Origin of the sequence: Shewanella intestini, from assembly GCF_018221465.1 — a bacterium.
GTDB classification, from domain to species: Bacteria; Pseudomonadota; Gammaproteobacteria; order Enterobacterales; family Shewanellaceae; genus Shewanella; species Shewanella intestini.
In genome coordinates, this window is sequence record NZ_JAAIKR010000025.1 from 1 (window position 1) to 18,033 (window position 18,033).

Below are 18,033 nucleotides of genomic sequence, written 5' to 3' on the forward strand. Positions count from 1 at the left end.
AGTTTATCTCACATGCACTTGAGGTTTGGGCAGAGCAACATGGCATTAAGTTAGATTTTATTAAGCCAGGGGAAACCTACACAAAATGCGTATATTTAACGATTTAACCGCACTTATCGAAATGAAGTATTAGATTGTTACTTGTTCAATAGCTTGACTGAAGTTAGGGAAATCACAGATAGTTGGATTGAAGAATATAATTATGATCGGCCGCATGAATCACTGAATGATTTACCGCCCAAATTGTATGAGCGGTTAAATAAAGAAAACTCTATTAAAAAATGATCGATATAGGGGATGGTTATACTTTGAGTACAGCAGAAAACGGGGGACACTGATTTTTGCGATAGCAACGCTGCTAATTTGCAAGCACCCTGCTAACTTAAAAGTGAGTAAGTTAAAAAGTTTAGCGACGGTTATAACAATAGAAATCTTTCTAGGTGAAAACTAAGCTGTAAAACTGCATTTTGAGCTATATTTACATCACAATATTAATGAAAACCCTCTTTAGGTTGACATGCGATTCGCAAGTTTTATTGACTGAGCTGTCAACAACAGGATAGAATCAACGGAAATCCGTGAACTGTTTTCAGTTTGCGTCAACTAATAAGGAGTTCGCTATGCCGCAGTGGTTAATTGATGCATTACGAAACCATGAATTCACTGCAGATGAAAAAGCATCTATCGCTGATGATGTTGTAGCAAGTGCTGCAGCACGTAGTCAGCAAGCAGCAAGTGTTAAGCCAACAGAGGCTGACCGACAACGTCGTTACAATATGTAATGTAAAACGGAATTTGAATAAAGCGACTCTAGGGTCGCTTTTTTTGTACTGGAACACACATGAAAGCACCTTTCTTCGTATCATCTTTTAATAAAAAAGTTGATAACTTCGCCTTAAGTAATCTGATCAAACAAACCGTCAACGTCCAATTAGAGGATGTGACTCTCAAAAAGCAGTTAGGTAGCATTACAAAAATTCTCAGCGAACTTAATGCCAAAACCATGGTTTGCGAAAACCAGTATACAGATAACGGCTACCTCGAAGACTACTTGAATTACTATGTTGGGTGTCATGAAAATTACTCCAGAACTTGTAGTAGAATTCATTTTTTCGACGGTGATTTTGACTATGACAAATTTGAACAAGTTATAGTAAACCCGACAGCAAACGCTGAACGCTTAGGTAATTACTTAGGCTTTATGGTTGTTAAGCCCATTCCAATGACGTTTATTGGTAGAACATGTTTGAAGCTTCCTGAAAACTATGCACTTCCTGATCATGCGGTAATCACTAGAGAGTATACTGCTGACCTATTCGGACTAAAGCTAACCGTTTCGTCTTTAGCATTTCAGGAACAGGATAGAGTCGTTGCAGCCTGCAGTAGTTCGTCTATATGGTGTTTACTTCATGCTCTGAAATTAAGGCGAATTAAGTCACCAGCACAGATAACGATGGCCGCGACAGAAAGTAGTAAGATCATTAACACATTTCCTAGTACCGGACTCAATACCGCAGAAATAGAACGAGCACTTGAATATTTTGATTTAAGACAGCATCAAATAAGTCCTCATGCTTCATCGAACGAAAATTTACCTTTGCTTAAAGAGGTTGTTCAAACATATATAGATAGTAATATCCCACTTATTTTAGGTTTGGAGTGCCAACAAAAACAACCTAATGTGCCATATAAAGCTGCTGGCGAACATGCTGTCACGATTATTGGTTACGGGATCAATCAAAGCGGCGAGATGGATAAACTCATTGTCCATGATGATCGGAGTGGTCCTTTTTCTATTTTAAGGTTTGTTCCAGATTACACAGTAAAGACGACAGAGAAAAAAGTTACTGTTCTAATCTCTGAAGAGTTTTATGTTAATACTGCAGAAATTGAAGCTCACGAATGCCCAGAAGTAATGGTCTATAACAACCTGATTATCGCTACTGATCCAAGAGTCCGAATTGGTTTTGATCCAATAGCACAGACAGTTGATGGTATTGCGACTTTATTACGTTCAACTTTTACTATGCTTGCATCTGCTTTACCCGGCCCATTAAAAGCTGTTGTTACATCAAAGGTAAAATTACAGAAGAGCTCTGAATACAAACAAAAAGTCAAAACGCAATGTGTAAGTAATAAATCTGAAATTTTGACTCGTAACTTCCCTAAATATCTTTGGATTGGTGAATACTCAGTAAATGGTAAGCCTCTGTTTGACTTGGTTTTTGATTCTACTAATTTACCTCAAGGCGAAGCTTATTTATGTTCAGCTTTCTATGATGAGTCCGCACCGGACACATTAACTAAGCTAGCAACTGTACATTACGATGATGTCATAGCCAAACGGGAAAAATACACTAATTATTCTCCAGACTTCATTCACCAAGTGCTGAGGGTTGTTAAGTCGAAAAATAAACCAAATCGCTTTTTCAATTATTTAGATAAGGTTTTTGGCAGAGCTTGGATGCCTCAACTAATAAAAAATACTGAAATTGCTAACAAACAGCTCAAAGAGCAGGATTGCAGACTGGTTTTGCAGCACTCTTTTGATAACAAGAATGAAGCTACGACTGACCGATTTAAGGCTTTACTCGACATTCAAGCTGTCAGAGCCTACGAATGGAAAAAGGAGCCAGAGCCCAAGGAAGAAATTCAGGCTAGATGGTTGATATGGGTAATTTCTGAGTTCGGCGCTTTGTTCATCGGTGAAGATAGCGATGAAACAGGTCATCCAACATTAACAGGAGCAAGACCCGCTAGGATTGGGGGAGAGTTGATTCAAAAACCAGAAGATCCTAACACCATTTATGTTAATTGCTTTTCTGGTCGTTACTCAAAGAATTTTGCTAACAAGCCTGAAAAAGATATCTTTCTTAGCAATGCTATGACCAAAATCTCCGATATCCTTGGCGGAAATGACTACACTTTTGTGCTAGATGAGCGCCTTAATACCAAGTAATAAACTAGCCATTTTGAGCTGCGGAGGCGGCTCAAAATGGCTTACTTGTTATAGGTGCCAACATACGCAAATATTTATGTTGAGATTGACTTTAGATCTTCATATCACTCTACCCATTTGAGTTACAATATCAGGACAGCTTGTTTGGAAAAGATCAAAAGTATTCTTAACCTTTAGCCCAAACGATTTGACCTGAGCGAACAAAAAAGTGGCTTTTACAACCCACTTTTCTCCATACGGATGGTTTAATGGTTGGTACTTTTTCCTGAGACGTTATCGACCATGTAGGCTTATTCCCTGGAAGCAGATTTAGATGAATTTTGCTTTTGCAGCCACATGGGCACAACATAACAGCAATGGCATGAAAATCTGCTTCTCCGATTATGTAGATGATTTTATCATCCACATAATCTGGTTCATCATCTACAAGCTCAACTTTATAACCTTTAGAGAATAGCCTTTTGAAATATGCCCTAACCTTCTTTATAAATGTAGAGATCATGCGACCCTCTCTTCTTCAGAAAATTCAGGCATATCTAGTAGCAGAGCTTTATCCCCTCTCCCCAAACACTTATGTAACCCTAAAGGTACTGTAAAACTGCTTTCACTTTTGGTTTCATAGAAATTATTTACCAAACAGAAGACCTGCTCTGCAAAGTCGCCATTGGGTTCATTTCTGTAATCATGAACTCTCGCTAGAAACTCCATAACAGCTAACGACGAAGCGTAGGTATTAACAGGGATAATTGCAGGACTATTTTCAACTACCCCCTTGATATAGCCTTCGCCCAGCCTGTCTTGATATGTCTTAGGTGAGCTTCTTTTCAGTGCTTCAGCTTCCAGTGTGGCAGGAAAGACCGAACGTCTGGTGATGTGATCAGATTTCCCAGGCTGAAAGTAAGCCACTTTACCACTGATATTGTTGACTCCCCCTTTGCCGTCGGCATCTAAAGAAATTCCAATATCAATATAAGGCACCAAATAATAGGTTGAAATCCTATTCAATAAACATCTGGCTTCAGCAGAATCTACACATCCAAATATAAAATCACAAACAGCTATTTCTTTGACTATTTCGGCGTCAAAGATACTTTCTGGAAATGCTGATACGACTGTGCTTAACCCTATTTCATCCAACGTATCCTTTATGGATGAGACTTTGAGCCTCTTAGCGTCAGCATCCGCAGTTTTTGTGTTAGTTATCCTGTTTAGATTTTTGTGCTCTACAACATCAGGATCGAATAGTTTTAATTCACCTACTCCTAACCTATTCAGCTGTTCAATGACTGGTGCACCAGTGCCGGAGCACCCTATAACTGCAATTTTCATCTTACTTAGAGTGTCACGGGTTTTAGAGCCAAAGACTTGAAGATTCCTTTCCTCAAAGTCTAAAACTTCACGGCATAACGAAAGTTCAGCAGGAGTGTGGCGAACTTCATCACCAATGATAGTGACAGAAACTGGTGTAAATACTCCCGACTCAGAAACATGTCTGACTATCAGTTCATTACTAGGTAGCAGAATAGCGGACAAACTGGGCAAAGTATTTTTAGACCAGCTGTAAATACTCGGGTATAGCTCTTTATCAGATTCATTATCAACATCAGAAAACTGTGAGTACCCTTTAGGATGAGAATGAACTTTAACAACAGCTAAGTTCTCTTTTTCAGCTTGATTGAGGATTGGGACGAGCTCTTGAGTTAGCCACCGCACATAATCATGCTTCCTAACCGAACAGGAAGCATAACTCAGAGGAATTACTTTATGGGCTAACAATATCGTTTCATTGTCACTAACAACGTGACCACAAAGAACAAAAGCTACTGCTTCTTTTCCATCGCCAGGAAACAGATGGTCATTTAGTTCGACCATAGCAGAGTCTGTGATCTTAAATTTTATAGACATAACACACCTCTACTTCAATAGTTCTTGAGTAAACCAGCTTTGAATGTATGCAACATGAGTCGCTACACTATCTACACCTGGCTGCCAAGGATTTGAAGCGGTTCTATGCCTAGACCATCGCTGCCAACTTTTTCCATCGAAAACATCCTGAGCTAATGCTCGTATTGGCTTATTGTCGGCTCTAGATATAGCAGGGAAAAAATAGGCCATGTCAATTTGCGTAGTTGGATAACTATTTGAAATTTGCATGTTGACATCAACACAGCTCAAATTATATCCGTCAGGCAATGGAAAGCTACGGATCACAACCCTTTTGATACCATTTTCAGTCACACATTCCCAATCAAGGTTAAGTGAATTCAGAAACTCAACATCCTCTTCAGATAGAGTAAAATGCTTCCTAGATTGCTGAAGGCCTTCTTGATGTTCACATCTCATAGTATGAAAACGCTCAATACCTGGCTCAGTAAAGTCTACTTTTTCATTTAGTTCGATCTGCCTTCTCTCACCGCCAGCAAATTTTTGATATAAATATCTCGATTCGTCATAGCCAGCTAGAGCAAGAATTTCGCGACCTGTAAGTCTTGGGCACTCCACCTTATACTTGGTTTTATCGATTTTAATTTTATACTTTTGATGCTTATCTGGCTGATTGTGACCACAAGCACAATCTTCTAAGTCAGGAATGTCAGAGTCAGAATTTGACTGATTAACAAGAAGGAACTTGCTGAATTTACTGATTATCAAGCAGTCATCATCACTGAGTAAGTAATCAGGCGCATCATCAAGTTCCAAATAAAGCACTTTATTCGAAATATCATCATGTAAAAGCTTCTTTAACGCAGAACCACAAAGCTTAGATTTCGACATTTCGATAATTTCAGAGCCATTAATATTGATTGAATGACTATTAACTAGGTTAGGACAATCAGGTATATTTGAGTTACCTACAGAAAAGACCTCATTGCCTTGAATTTGAATCAAATTATCTTCAGCTATAGGGATATCAACATCTCCCTTAAGGTCTAAAAAGAGTCGTTCATCCTCCGAAATTTGTGTATGTTCTAATAGCTGAGAACCTCGATACATTCCAGCCTTTAAATCTATGTTCTTACCGTTTAAATAAATCATGCTAGCTACCTCATTAATAAGTAATTAAATACAAACTGCTTGACTGTTACTGACGGTAGCTAGATAATTTGGATACGAAGCAAGGTATCTAATACCAAAAAATAAAAGGTAAGCTCTATGTTTGCTTTTTATTTCACCAGGATAATTCTGCTTAAATTAAGCGGGGAAACCTGATGTAGCAATAATGCACCCCTTTTCTGGTTGTGTCAACGAGTTTTAAGCAGATCTTTTAAACTATCTTAAAATAAATCGTAGATAACACCACCAAATTTATTCATAACGCATTGAAAAATACAGTTAAAGGTAATTTATGGTCGTTATTATAGATAGAGTGAAAGGTTAAATAGATATGACTGTTCTTCAAAAAACGGATGCTATATTGAACTAAAATTGCTGAACGGATACAAAAAGCCACACAATTGATGTGTGACTTAGGATTAATTAGAGCTTACTTAATAGGACAATACACAAATTCCATACCGCCAGATGAGGCAACTTGTTCAACTCTAAGTATATAGCCATCATTAGCTAATTTCTTAAGCTTTGAACTAGCGTTTGGGGCAGTTAAATCAAAAAACTTTGCAACTTCGGATGTTGTAGTTTCTCCTTTCCCTAAGATATAGGAAAGAATCTCAGTCATTGCGGAACTAAGTTCCGGCCCTAAGGTTTTATAACCTTCTTTAAACCAAACGGTTAAAGGTTGTTTTTTTATTAAAGCAGCATAATGCCAATTATCGATAAAATCTCGATCGTCGATAGAAAGGCCTGTTAGAAAGAACCCCTTTTCTCCTCGAAATTGCTTTGCAAGCGCAACAACACTTTCTCTTGGAAAAGAAGCATCTGTTCGAGATATATCAGCCAAAGAAATTTCAAATAATTTAGTATCAGGGTAACTTTCCAACGCCTCTAAAAGGGAACGGTAAACAATTTTCCCCTCTTGGTTTCCGTGGACGTCAGCCCTAGCTGTATAGTCTCTAAGTTTGAGTTGTACTATATTCTGGTTCATAACCCTAAGTTAATCAGAACTACTCTGTTTTATCAATAAAAAACTGAAAATAAATATGAGTTCCAGGCAGTTTTGGCAAGTTTGAATGTTCCTTATGAATAACAAACCTATTGTTTTCAAACTTCAGTTCAACCTGGCAAGTATCCAATCTTATCATAAGGTTGGCGCCATACCTTTTAATCCCCAAGCCACTAGTAAAAAGACCCAAACCACCACAATCATCTGAAGTAATATTTTTCCTACTTAGCCCACCACGAGTATAAGCAATCGCAAGTAACTCGCCATCACTCATTTTATCAATATCAAACTTCTTCCCTAAAGTATTATTCTTTTTAAGTGCAGGCCTAAGAGTGTTGCATAGACCGTCCCCTGCATCAGATATAACAATCTGAATATGTGGCCTAGCAGCATTACTATATACTTGCATTGCCACAACACCAGGTATTGGAGAGTTGCTATGCTCAACTATATTTTCACATAATTCAGAAAATAGATTGTATGCAGGAACTTCATATTCTTCAGATGAGTGCTTAATGAATGTGTTTGTCAAAACATCTGGAATGGCATTATCATATTTCTTTAAGTTGGCGTGTATTTCTGCAAACTCAACTAATTTATTAGAGCCACCTCGGTATACCTTAGCTGTAGAGCTCTTAGGCCGAGCAGGTAGAACTATTATCTTTTCATCTAGCGCATCAAAAAAACCAGCCCGATTAAGATACCCTTTTGCTTGCTGACACCTAGAGAAATTCAAAGTGACATTTTTCCCACTTCTAGCTAGCATATTGATTAAAAAGAGAAGCCTTATGCCAGCATCCAATTTTATTGAGCTTTTTTCTTGAAAAGAGATCACTATGTTTACAGCGTTACATCCAAACAAGCACTCAGAGCCTGAAAGGAACCTTTCAAAGCTAGTTGCTGTAATCCATTTATCTGGTAAATCCAACTCTAACGTTTTACTTTCGATTAAATGCCAAGCACAGTCCTCTTGAATAAATAAGTCACTCTCATGAAGAAACCGGCTAACTTTAGCTCTCTCTAAACCAAGTTTTTTTGCAATGACTCTAGCTTTTTGACCAGGAAATTCGCTTATATACTTTTCTAATTTTTTTTGCATTCCAGAATCAAGGCCGTCATAAAATAGTGGAGTAGATGATATGGGGATGATTTAACTTAAAAAAAGGCTCAATACGAGAAAACTTATATTTTCAATTCCTACTACTTCCTCATGCATCCTCTTTATTCACTAACCACACAAGTGGTGACATAAATGGTGACACCAAGCCTGTAACAATCACAAAATCAAGTGTAACTATTAGTATTTCAATAAAATTGCCACTTTCGACCCATAAGCAGATCCAAAACGTTGAATAATATCCAATAGAGTCCAAACAAAACCTTTCAGCACTGATTTTAGAAGACTTAATTAAATATCAGTCCAAAGAGGTCCATTAACACCCACCACTTTCCAACGCTAAATGGTGGGTGATATGGTGACTAAGAGGCTGATGGGAAAGTTAACCGCTAAAGAAGTTGCAGCAAAAACTAAAAGTGAACCTGGCCGATTCGCTGATGGTGAAGGTTTATATTTTGTCGTGCCTAAGTCCGGCAAACCATTTTGGATTGTAGTGGTCAACTAAAATTGGCCACGGTTTTAGAGTTTTCCCAATATCCACATGGTTCCAGTCAAAGATGTTAAGTATCACCTAAACGTTTACGAGCACTGATGCATAGACGCTCAACCGTACCTATTGGCACCTAACTGTGCCAAGGCATTAATGCCAATGTAGTGATAAGGTAATCGGTTTCGAATTGACATCATGGCGCTGGCAAATAAGCCTGTTGAGACGCCCAATATATGGCAGTGACCCAATCATTCAACAGTATTGAAAAACTGAGGTATCCATATAGGGTACGATGAATTGAGCACGTGTAAAACAGAATCCAACGACTGATGTTTCTGTCGTGATCAGCAATTTATTTAAATAAGAAATCTTGCTGTTCTTTATAATATTCACTGGGCGACTGGCCTGATATCTGTCTAAATATTTTGCTTATTCTTCCTTGGTCGGTATATCCACAATCACAAGCCGTAGCTTTAACATTACCATCATTGATCACTAACAATCTTTTGGCTCGCTTATACTTAACATGATTAATCACTGTTTTAAGGGAAATCCCCATCTCTTCACAATATTTTGTCAGTGTTCGCTTTGACATGCTTAAAATAAAAGATAAAGACGTGACGTTTAATTCTGATACTGGGATCATATTGCAAGCGGCAATGAGCAAATCATAATCCGACATAATTCTATTTAGAAATAAAGGATTAATCATTTTACTTACTGAGTATTTAGCCACAGTCAACTCAAACCTGTCATTATTAAAATGACAATAAGGCAAAAAATCATATTGATTGTAACTTTCCATCTCCTTAGCAAATTTTATTTCTACTTCATCAGTACCAACGTCAGCCCTTGCGAGTAAAGCGGCAAAAAAATGATACAGAATCAGCTCTTCGTATACTGATCCATATGCTGAGTTAACAATAAATGCCAGCTTTTCATCATCTTCTTGCAAACGCCAATCTAAATTAGTTCTCACCCCCACCATGTTAATAAAAAAGTCATAAATTTGATTGGCTATCGACTTATCACACGACTGAGACAATATAGGTTTTAAATGAATTAACCACTGGCCAGCTGAATAATAAAACAACTGCTCAAAAAATGTCGCATCAACATTTTCATGTTTAGACAAATACTCCAACAACCTAATTGGTGAGCTTGCATTAGTTAAATCAAAATCAAGTAAACCTTTAAAAACCGTATATTCTTCAGGAACTGAAATACCTTTCATCTGACAAAAATCCAGCATACTTTTTGTTGTAAGTGCTGGCCTAACCTGAAACTTAATCATATTTCCCCTCCCCACCGACAACTATAAGAAGATCTGTGTTTATTTTGGTATGTAAATTCAAGCCATTTGTGATCCGCTTCAATTAATGCTTTTTTAAGCAAACGAATCAGCATGATGTTTTAAGTAACATATATACAATACAAATCGCCCAATAATGCAAACAACCATTAACTAATACCAAGGTAGAAAATGCTATGAACGCACGCAGTCATCTTGTTATAGCAACGCTCGTCGCATTTTGTTTTTGGAGTAGCCACACCCTAGCGACTCCTTGGCAGAATTTAACTAGCCAGCAACTTGAAACCAAGCTCGAACAAAAATTCAGCGAAGGTCAGTATTCTTCTAAAGGAGCTGATTCCTGCCTCATGTGTCACAAGAAAAGCGACACAGTGACCGCCATCTTTGATGGTGTGCACGGTCAAACCAATAACAGTAAATCACCAATGGCTGGCTTGCAGTGTGAAGCCTGCCACGGCCCACAAGGCAAGCATAATCGCGGCGGTAAAGAGCCAATGATTAGTTTTGGCAAAAACAGTAAGCTCAGCGCCAGCGCACAAAACAGCGTGTGCCAAGGGTGTCACAACGACCCGAAACAAATGGCCTGGCATACCAGCACCCACAACCTTGAAGAGATTGCCTGTGCAGATTGCCACACGGTTCATTCTGCCAACGCCCCCGCGCTAGATAAATTAACCGTTAATGACACCTGTACGTCATGTCACACCAAAGAAAAAGCTGACATGAACAAGCGCTCATCACACCCAATGAAGTGGAACCAGATGACCTGTGTTGATTGTCATGCCCCTCACGGCTCGATGAACGAAAGTGCCTTAATGCAACCAACCGTTAACGACACCTGTAACAGCTGTCACACTGAAAAACGTGGTCCCTTCCTATGGGAGCACGCCCCCGTCACCGAAAACTGCGTCTCATGTCATAACCCACACGGCAGTGTGAACGACAACATGCTTGAGCATCGTGTACCTCAATTATGTCAGCAATGTCACGCACCAGACGGTCACGCCTCTCGCGTGGTACCTAAGCCAGGTATGGATGCATTTGGCGGCGCTAAGAGCTGCTTGAACTGCCACAGCCAAATCCATGGTTCTAACCACCCATCTGGTAGCCTGCTGCAACGCTAATGGAGAGCAAGAAAATGTCATTTAAATTAAACATGATTACCTTAGCCATGACCCTTGCTGCCACTCCTGCAATGGCCGCTAACTTTTCGGTGGGTAATGCCAATACTGACGCAGTGAACTTTAGTCAGTATGAGTGTAAGCGTTGCACCCAGACGCAAGGTTATACAGGTGAAGTGAGTGTGAATGCCGGTTACAACAGTGTGGATGATATCCACGCCGGTAATGCCCTAGGAACAGCGGAAGATAGCACAATTAGCGCAATCAGCGGTGATTTGCATTACCAAAATGAAGAGGGTTATCAAGCTAAGCTGCAAACCCACCTGTTAGGTATGGATAACGGCTTTGCCCGCTTTAGCGCCGGTAAGTCAGGTGTATACAGCATCAATCTTGACTATGACAGCATTAAAACCTACCAAGCGGGTAATATTGAAAGCCCGTTTTGGCACAACAACGGGATGCTGACAGTATCAGATACAATGCGCGTATTGGATCTGGCACAACAGCGCGAGAAAATCGGCCTGGGTGTTGAGTTAAAACAAGACCTGCTTGATAGCCGTTTCATTGCCAATGCAAGCTTCAGCCAAGAAGATAAAACCGGCCATAAATCAAGCTCACTGGTTGCGCCTAATCCAATCAACTTTGGTTTGCCTGTTGATGCGCGCACTAAGCAATTAGATGCTGACATTAACATCTCGGGTGATAACTGGTTAGCAGCACTGGCGTACCAGGGCAGCTACTATGAGAACAAGATAACCCACATCAGCTTGCCACACCTGTACGATGTGCAAGCCGCTACCCCTGATAATCAGGCCCATCTGGTGTCACTGTCGGGTCAATATCAGCTTAACCACACCGTGATGAGTGGCCGTTTAGCCTCAGGGCGCATGATACAAGATGAAGACCTGATTACTGTCTCTGACAGCCCACTACAAAGTTGGGATGGTCAAGTTGATACTCTTGATGGACGCTTTGCTATCAGCACCATGTTCACTCACCGCCTACGCCTTGGTGCAAGCTTTGCTTACAGCGACCGTGACAATCACAGCTCAACCACAGAGTTTACCCAGTACAACTACAACAGTGTCACGGGCACTTTTAGGCAGAACAAGCCACAAGACATTACTCGTCACACTTACAAGTTAAGCGCTAACTACCGCATTGCCAGCGGCTATCGCTTGCAAACGGGTTACGATCGTAAAGCAGTGGCGCGTACCTTTACCGACCGCGAGCAAACCCATGACGACAGTCTATGGATGAAGCTGAACGTACGCGCCTTTGACAAGTTCAATGTCAGCATCAAAGGTGAGCACGCTAATCGCAGCGGCAGTGAGTATGAAGCAAGCAAAGAGACGTCATCAGAAAATAATACGCTACTACGCAAATACTACTTAGCTGACCGCAAGCGCAATGCCGTCGAGTTAAACATTAACCACATGCCAAACAATTGGATAAGTGTGGACTTGAGCACGCGTTATGCCAATGACGATTATCACAACACCCAAATCGGCTTAACTGAAGCACAAGACTACGGCTATAACTTCAACGTCAATCTGCAATTTAGCAAGTTCTTAAGCGCTTATGGTTTTGGTGCACAGCAATGGATTAACTCAAATCAAGCTGGCAGTCAAAGCTATGGCGCAGCCGACTGGCAAGCAGATGTAGAAGACCAATTTATTCATCTGGGCGCTGGACTTAACTATGGCGGCCTAATGCAAGACAAGCTCAACCTAGGGCTTGATTACAGCTTTAGTAACTCAATTAGCGATACCTACCCTACTGGCAGCGACACAGGAGAGCTTTACGACGATTACTACTCATATCATCACAGCACCAGTGCTTATGCCAACTATGCCATTGATGAGCAAATGGCATTGAAACTCACTTACCGCTATGAACGCTATTTCGATACCGATGCAGCAACCGTAGGGGTTAATGACATCCCAGGGATGATCACCTTGGGCGATATCAACCATAACTACAACGCGCACCAAGTGATGCTGTCGTTTACCTACAAGTTGCACTAATACGCATCAATTTATTCCCGAAGGAGAAGATTATGGAACGCAGAAGTTTTTTAAAAGCCAGTGCTGCATTAAGCTGTGCTGCTACTGTGGTCGGATGTAAAACAAGCTCTGATGAAGCTAACGTTAATCCACCAACACCACCAGTTGCAGATGAAGTCGTCAATTGGTCCGCATGTCTAGTGAACTGTGGCTCAAACTGCCCAATTAAAGTATTTAGCCGCGATGGAGTAATTACACGCATTGAGGCTGATCATGAAACCACTGACGAATACGGTGTAAACCACCAGATCCGTGCTTGTGCTCGCGGGCGCTCACTCAAACAACGTACCTACGCACCTGACCGCTTAACGACGCCGATGAAACGTGTAGGCAAACGCGGTGAAGGTAAGTTTGTGCCGATTAGTTGGGATGAAGCTTACGCTGAAATCGCCGCTAAATTGCAGTCTGTGGCGCAAGAATATGGCAATGAGTCAATTTACTTTAACTATGGTACAGGCGCTTACTACGGCTTTGCTTCAAACACGGCAACTTGGGGTCGCCTACTAAACCTTAATGGTGGCTTCCTCATGCACCACTGGGATTATTCTTGGGCACAAGTATATTCAGCATGTATGGCTACCTATGGCGATCAATGGGATTCAATTGGTGGTTCTAGTTTGTCTGAAATCGAAAACAGTGACTTATTCGTTGGTTTTGGTTACAACCCAAATGAAATTCGCCAATCAGGCTCAGGTGAAGGCTACGACTTTATCAAAGCACTTGAAGCCAACACGAATAACATTGATGTGTACATGATTGATCCTAAATACACTGACTCAATGCGTGGTAATGAAACCAAATGGCTAGCCATCCGCCCGGGTACAGATGCTGCACTTATTGAGGCCATCATTTATCAAATGATCAACTCAGGTTGGGTTGATAGCCATGCGAAATCATTCCTCGATAAATACTGTGTTGGTTATGACCAAACATCACTTGAAGCGACTAAAGCTGACTTAGAGGCAAAAGGCGATCGCCACGCAGCACACATCGACGTAACGGATAACTACCACGACTACATCCTCGGATTAGGTAAGTACCAAACTCAAGGTGCACGCACGCCAGAGTGGGCCGAGTCAATCTGTGGTGTTACCGCAGACGATATTCTTGAGCTAGCCGATAAAATCATGGCGGCAAAAGCGCCTTACATTATCGTAGGTGGCGGTGTAAACCGTCATGCAAACGGTGACCAAAACACCCGCGCCGCATACATGCTAGCGATTATGACAGGAAAAATTGGTACCCCAGGCGTGAATACTGGTGCCATGAACAGCAGCTACTCATTCCCAATGAGTAGTATGTCTGCCGGCAGCAACCCTGTTGATGTGACGATTCCTGTTTTCTCTTGGAGTGACGCGATTGTACGTGGTAGTGAGTTTACCGGCACCACTGACGGTGTGCGCTTTGCAACGAGTGGAACCAATGAACTAGCCGACAATAACGCAGCTAAGCTAAACAGTAATATTAAAGTAATCATCAACGCTTCTGGTAACACGTTGATTAACCAACACTCAGACAGCAACGGCACAGCTGCCATCTTACAAGATGACACTCTGTGCGAAATGATCATCGTTACCGATTGCTGGATGACCTCTTCAGCCAAATTTGCTGACATCTTACTACCTGACACCACTTGGCTTGAGTCTGAAGACGTTGCTAACGACAGCTACGCATCTGGTCAAATGGCATATGCAACAATGATGAGTACCTCACTAACACCAGTAGGTGACTCTAAATCGATGTACGACATCTGCGCCGGCATTGCTGAAAAAATGGGTAAGGGCGCCGAATATACTGAAGGTCGCTCGGGTCGCGAATGGTGTGAGAAAATCTACGATGAAACCAAAGCCGCTAACTCTGATATCTCAATGCCAGCAACCTATAGCGAAGCGCAAGAGGTCGGTGTATTTAGAAAGTACGCACCAACTTCAAATATTGCACTACATAGCTTTATTGCCGACCCAGTAGCAAACCCTCGCCCAACTGTAACAGGTAAAATCGAGATTTATTCATTGTCTAATGCCTACAAAGCCGGTACTTGGACAATCAAAGATGGTGACATCATCTCCCCACTGCCTAAGTACATTGTCACAGCCGAAGGTTATGAAGACAGTGAAAGCGCTAAAACTTATCCGCTGCAACTATGTGGTTTCCACACAAAAGGCCGCACTCACTCAAGCTATCACAATGTACCTTGGTTACGTGAAGCCATTGAAGATGCCGTTTGGATGAACCCAGTTGATGCCAATACTCGCGGCCTTAATCAAGGCGAACTAATCCACCTGTATAACGATCGCGGTACAGTAGAACTGCCGGTGCGCATCACATCACGTGTCATTCCTGGCGTTGCTATGCTAGGTCAAGGCGGCTGGTATACACCAGACCCAGATGGCCGTGTTGGTCCATCAGGACATGTAATTGACATTGGTGGCTGTATCAACACCCTAACCAAATACGCACCAACCCCCATTGTTAAAGGTAACCCTCAACACACCAACCGCGCACAGGTTTCAAAAGCTTAAGGAGCAGCAACATGACTACTAACGTTCAATATGGCTTTTATATCGACACAACTAAGTGCACAGGTTGTAAAGCTTGCCAAGTGGCGTGTAAAGACCGCAAAGACATTCCTGTCGGTATTAATTGGCGCCGAGTTTACGAATACGCAGGGGGCGATTGGGTAGCCAATGCAAATGGCACCTTTAACCAAAACGTGTTTGCGTACTACACATCACTGGGTTGTAACCACTGCAACGAGCCCGTTTGTGTCAAAGCTTGTCCCACAGGAGCCATGCACAAACGTCGTGAAGATGGCTTAGTCCACGTGGCTAGCCAGCTGTGTATTGGTTGTAGCAGCTGTGCTCGTGCTTGCCCTTACGATGCGCCACAACTTGACCCTGAGCGTAAAGTAATGACCAAGTGTGATGGCTGCTTCGAGCGCCTCGCCGAAGGTAAGAACCCAAGCTGTGTTGACTCTTGTCCACTGCGCGCCATCGACTTTGACACTATGGACAATTTAAAACAAAAATACGGTAATGGTGATGGTCATATCGCACCACTCCCACCAGAAAGTATTACCTCACCTAACCTGATCATTAAAGCTAATGTAAATGGTCACCGTGACGGCGATATTATTAACTACTCAGAGGTATAACACGACTCAGCCGGCTAGCGTCAGCGATATTGGGCGCTAGCCACCCCTTCTACACTTTTTGCTCATTATTTGAGTGGTGACACAATCTTGCATCAAGTCAATGTCATCCTTTTTGCCTTATCAGTATGATGACAGCTATAGCTTCAACCTTATCATCAAGGTGCCTTATGTTATCCGACAACACTCAACATGGTTTCTATTTCGATACCCGAAAATGTATTGGCTGTAAAAAATGCCACCGTGTGTGTAAGGCAAAGTTTGATAGTGAGTCTAGCGTCAACCCTAGACGTGTGTACAAAAGCGACGGTGATGTCATTTATAAAAACAATCATCAGCACGTTCATTGTAATGTCCCCACCTTCTTTATATCTTTAGCGTGTAACCATTGTAGTGCGCCTGTATGTGTGCTGGCATGCCCAAGTGGCGCAATGCACAAACGCAGTGAGGACGGCTTAGTTCACGTAATCCAAGATATGTGCACGGGTTGTGGTGCTTGCGCCCGTGCCTGCCCCTATGATGCGCCGCAGCTGGATCCGGTAAAAAAGGTCATGGTGAAATGTGATGGTTGTTTTGAGCAGGTACAACATGGCGACCGCCCATTATGTGTGGCTGCCTGCCCTAAACAAGCACTCGATTTTGGCACCATAGAAAAGCTCAAAATAAAGTATGGTAAAAAGGCCCATATATCATCAATTCCGTCATCACAAATTACCTCACCAAACACCTTACTGGGCGGTGTAGAAGTAAGTCGCAGCACTAATCGCCGTAAAGGTAATATGGGTAAGAAGTACCCTACCGGTGATTATACCAAAGGGTTACTAACGAACCCTAAATAGAAACTAAACAAGTGAGAGTATCAACAGAGCAACGCCAAAAGCTTCAAGCGGTAGCGCGAATTCTGCATTATGTAATAATCGATTATCCAACTGAATAGTCGATCAACTACTTTATTAAGCACACCCTTGCACAGCAATGGCCAAGCTTTCATCCCGACAATACCGCTGATTGCGCTCAAGGTAAGTTACTCCTGCAAAAGTACCTTATCCAGTGGCGCGCAGAGAAAATTACCGACCTCAAACTTGACTATGGGCAACTGTATTTGGGCCTAGGCGAGCCTAAAGCTATGCCATGGTGCTCAGTGCATTTGGGTGAACAAGGAATTTTAAATGGCGACTCCACCATATTTCACACACCCCAGACGTAAAAAAGCCCATTGCGTTAACAATGGGCTTATCACACTCTTTCGAGTTGCTTTTGTTAAGCGCGCGGCTGGAAATGACCTGCTGTGTATGCGTAAACCCCCTATTCTCAAACCCCAGACGTAAAAAAGCCCATTGCGTTAGCAACGGGCTTATCACACTCTTTCGAGTTGCCTTTGTTAGATGCGCGACTGGAAATAGCCATCTTTATCATTAGCTAATTAGCTTTGTTGGCCCACGGTAAAGGACAAGATAATTCAACTTTCACAAATGTCAGACGCAAATAAGCCCATTGTATTAGTAATGGGCTTATCACACTCTTTCGAGTTGCTTTTGTAAGGAACGCGACTGGAAATGACCATCGTTATCATTAGCTAATTAGATTTGTTGGCCCACGGTAAAGGACAAGATAATTCAACTTTCACAAAGCCCTGACGTAAAAAAGCCCATTGCGTTAGCAATGGGCTTATCACACTCTTTCGAGTAATTTGGCGCCTGGAAATGACCTACTCTCACATAGGGAGACCCTACACTACCATCGGCGATACTGTGTTT

The 18,033-nt window shown here is 41.7% G+C and carries 15 protein-coding genes and 1 pseudogene; 10 read left to right on the forward strand and 6 right to left on the reverse strand.

The features are described from left to right. From G3R48_RS17310 to G3R48_RS16610, 3 genes and pseudogenes are all read left to right on the forward strand, one after another. Positions 1–285 (forward strand): annotated as a pseudogene (locus G3R48_RS17310) (integrase core domain-containing protein); the annotation flags it as partial. Between the two features lie 335 nt (positions 286–620). Next, on the forward strand, positions 621–782 hold the full coding sequence (locus G3R48_RS16605; protein ID WP_153666207.1) for a hypothetical protein: 162 nt from the start codon (positions 621–623) through the stop codon (positions 780–782). Positions 783–841: 59 nt separating this feature from the next. Next, positions 842–2,959 (forward strand): C39 family peptidase, encoded by a 2,118-nt coding sequence (locus tag G3R48_RS16610; protein WP_228497519.1) that lies wholly within the window; start codon positions 842–844, stop codon positions 2,957–2,959. A 166-nt stretch (positions 2,960–3,125) separates the two neighbouring features. On the opposite strand, the gene G3R48_RS16615 is transcribed toward G3R48_RS16610, so the two are convergent. From G3R48_RS16615 to G3R48_RS16635, 5 genes are all read right to left on the reverse strand, one after another. Further along, positions 3,126–3,461: a ubiquitination-like system serine protease family protein gene (locus G3R48_RS16615; protein ID WP_153666208.1), complete on the reverse strand. Its 336-nt coding sequence runs from the start codon at positions 3,459–3,461 to the stop codon at positions 3,126–3,128. Further along, the gene (locus G3R48_RS16620) at positions 3,458–4,864 is read right to left on the reverse strand and encodes a HesA/MoeB/ThiF family protein (protein WP_153666209.1); all 1,407 of its coding nucleotides are present in this window, start codon (positions 4,862–4,864) and stop codon (positions 3,458–3,460) included. The genes G3R48_RS16615 and G3R48_RS16620 overlap by 4 nt, the downstream gene beginning before the upstream one ends. Positions 4,865–4,873: 9 nt before the next feature. After that, positions 4,874–5,995: a multiubiquitin domain-containing protein gene (locus G3R48_RS16625; protein WP_153666210.1), complete on the reverse strand. Its 1,122-nt coding sequence runs from the start codon at positions 5,993–5,995 to the stop codon at positions 4,874–4,876. A 448-nt stretch (positions 5,996–6,443) separates the two neighbouring features. Further along, positions 6,444–7,001: a MarR family transcriptional regulator gene (locus G3R48_RS16630; RefSeq protein ID WP_153666211.1), complete on the reverse strand. Its 558-nt coding sequence runs from the start codon at positions 6,999–7,001 to the stop codon at positions 6,444–6,446. 19 nt (positions 7,002–7,020) lie between these two features. Then, positions 7,021–8,118, reverse strand: a complete 1,098-nt coding sequence (locus G3R48_RS16635) for a hypothetical protein (protein WP_153666212.1) — start codon at positions 8,116–8,118, stop codon at positions 7,021–7,023. Positions 8,119–8,509: 391 nt separating this feature from the next. Between G3R48_RS16635 and G3R48_RS16640 the strand changes: the two genes are divergently transcribed. Further along, positions 8,510–8,641 carry an Arm DNA-binding domain-containing protein gene (locus G3R48_RS16640; RefSeq protein WP_228497520.1) on the forward strand — a complete coding sequence of 44 codons (132 nt, stop codon included), beginning with the start codon at positions 8,510–8,512 and terminating at the stop codon, positions 8,639–8,641. A 337-nt stretch (positions 8,642–8,978) separates the two neighbouring features. On the opposite strand, the gene G3R48_RS16645 is transcribed toward G3R48_RS16640, so the two are convergent. Continuing rightward, complete coding sequence (locus G3R48_RS16645) at positions 8,979–9,920, reverse strand: helix-turn-helix transcriptional regulator (RefSeq protein WP_153666213.1); 942 nt, start codon at positions 9,918–9,920, stop codon at positions 8,979–8,981. 194 nt (positions 9,921–10,114) lie between these two features. On the opposite strand from G3R48_RS16645, the gene G3R48_RS16650 reads away from it, so the two are divergent. From G3R48_RS16650 to G3R48_RS16675, 6 genes are all read left to right on the forward strand, one after another. Further along, positions 10,115–11,062: a DmsE family decaheme c-type cytochrome gene (locus tag G3R48_RS16650; RefSeq protein ID WP_153666214.1), complete on the forward strand. Its 948-nt coding sequence runs from the start codon at positions 10,115–10,117 to the stop codon at positions 11,060–11,062. Between the two features lie 14 nt (positions 11,063–11,076). Then, entirely contained in the window at positions 11,077–13,086 is a 2,010-nt protein-coding gene (locus G3R48_RS16655; RefSeq protein ID WP_153666215.1) for an MtrB/PioB family decaheme-associated outer membrane protein, read from the forward strand. Positions 13,087–13,118: 32 nt separating this feature from the next. Further along, the gene (locus G3R48_RS16660) at positions 13,119–15,647 is read left to right on the forward strand and encodes a DMSO/selenate family reductase complex A subunit (RefSeq protein WP_153666216.1); all 2,529 of its coding nucleotides are present in this window, start codon (positions 13,119–13,121) and stop codon (positions 15,645–15,647) included. 11 nt (positions 15,648–15,658) lie between these two features. Next, the gene (locus G3R48_RS16665; protein WP_153666217.1) at positions 15,659–16,279 is read left to right on the forward strand and encodes a DMSO/selenate family reductase complex B subunit; all 621 of its coding nucleotides are present in this window, start codon (positions 15,659–15,661) and stop codon (positions 16,277–16,279) included. Positions 16,280–16,446: 167 nt separating this feature from the next. Next, positions 16,447–17,115, forward strand: coding sequence for a 4Fe-4S dicluster domain-containing protein (locus tag G3R48_RS16670; RefSeq protein WP_153666218.1), 669 nt, complete (start codon positions 16,447–16,449; stop codon positions 17,113–17,115). Positions 17,116–17,228: 113 nt separating this feature from the next. Then, a complete protein-coding gene (locus tag G3R48_RS16675) occupies positions 17,229–17,483 on the forward strand; it encodes a molecular chaperone TorD family protein (RefSeq protein WP_323741282.1) in 255 nt (84 codons plus the stop codon). Positions 17,484–18,033: the final 550 nt, after the last annotated feature.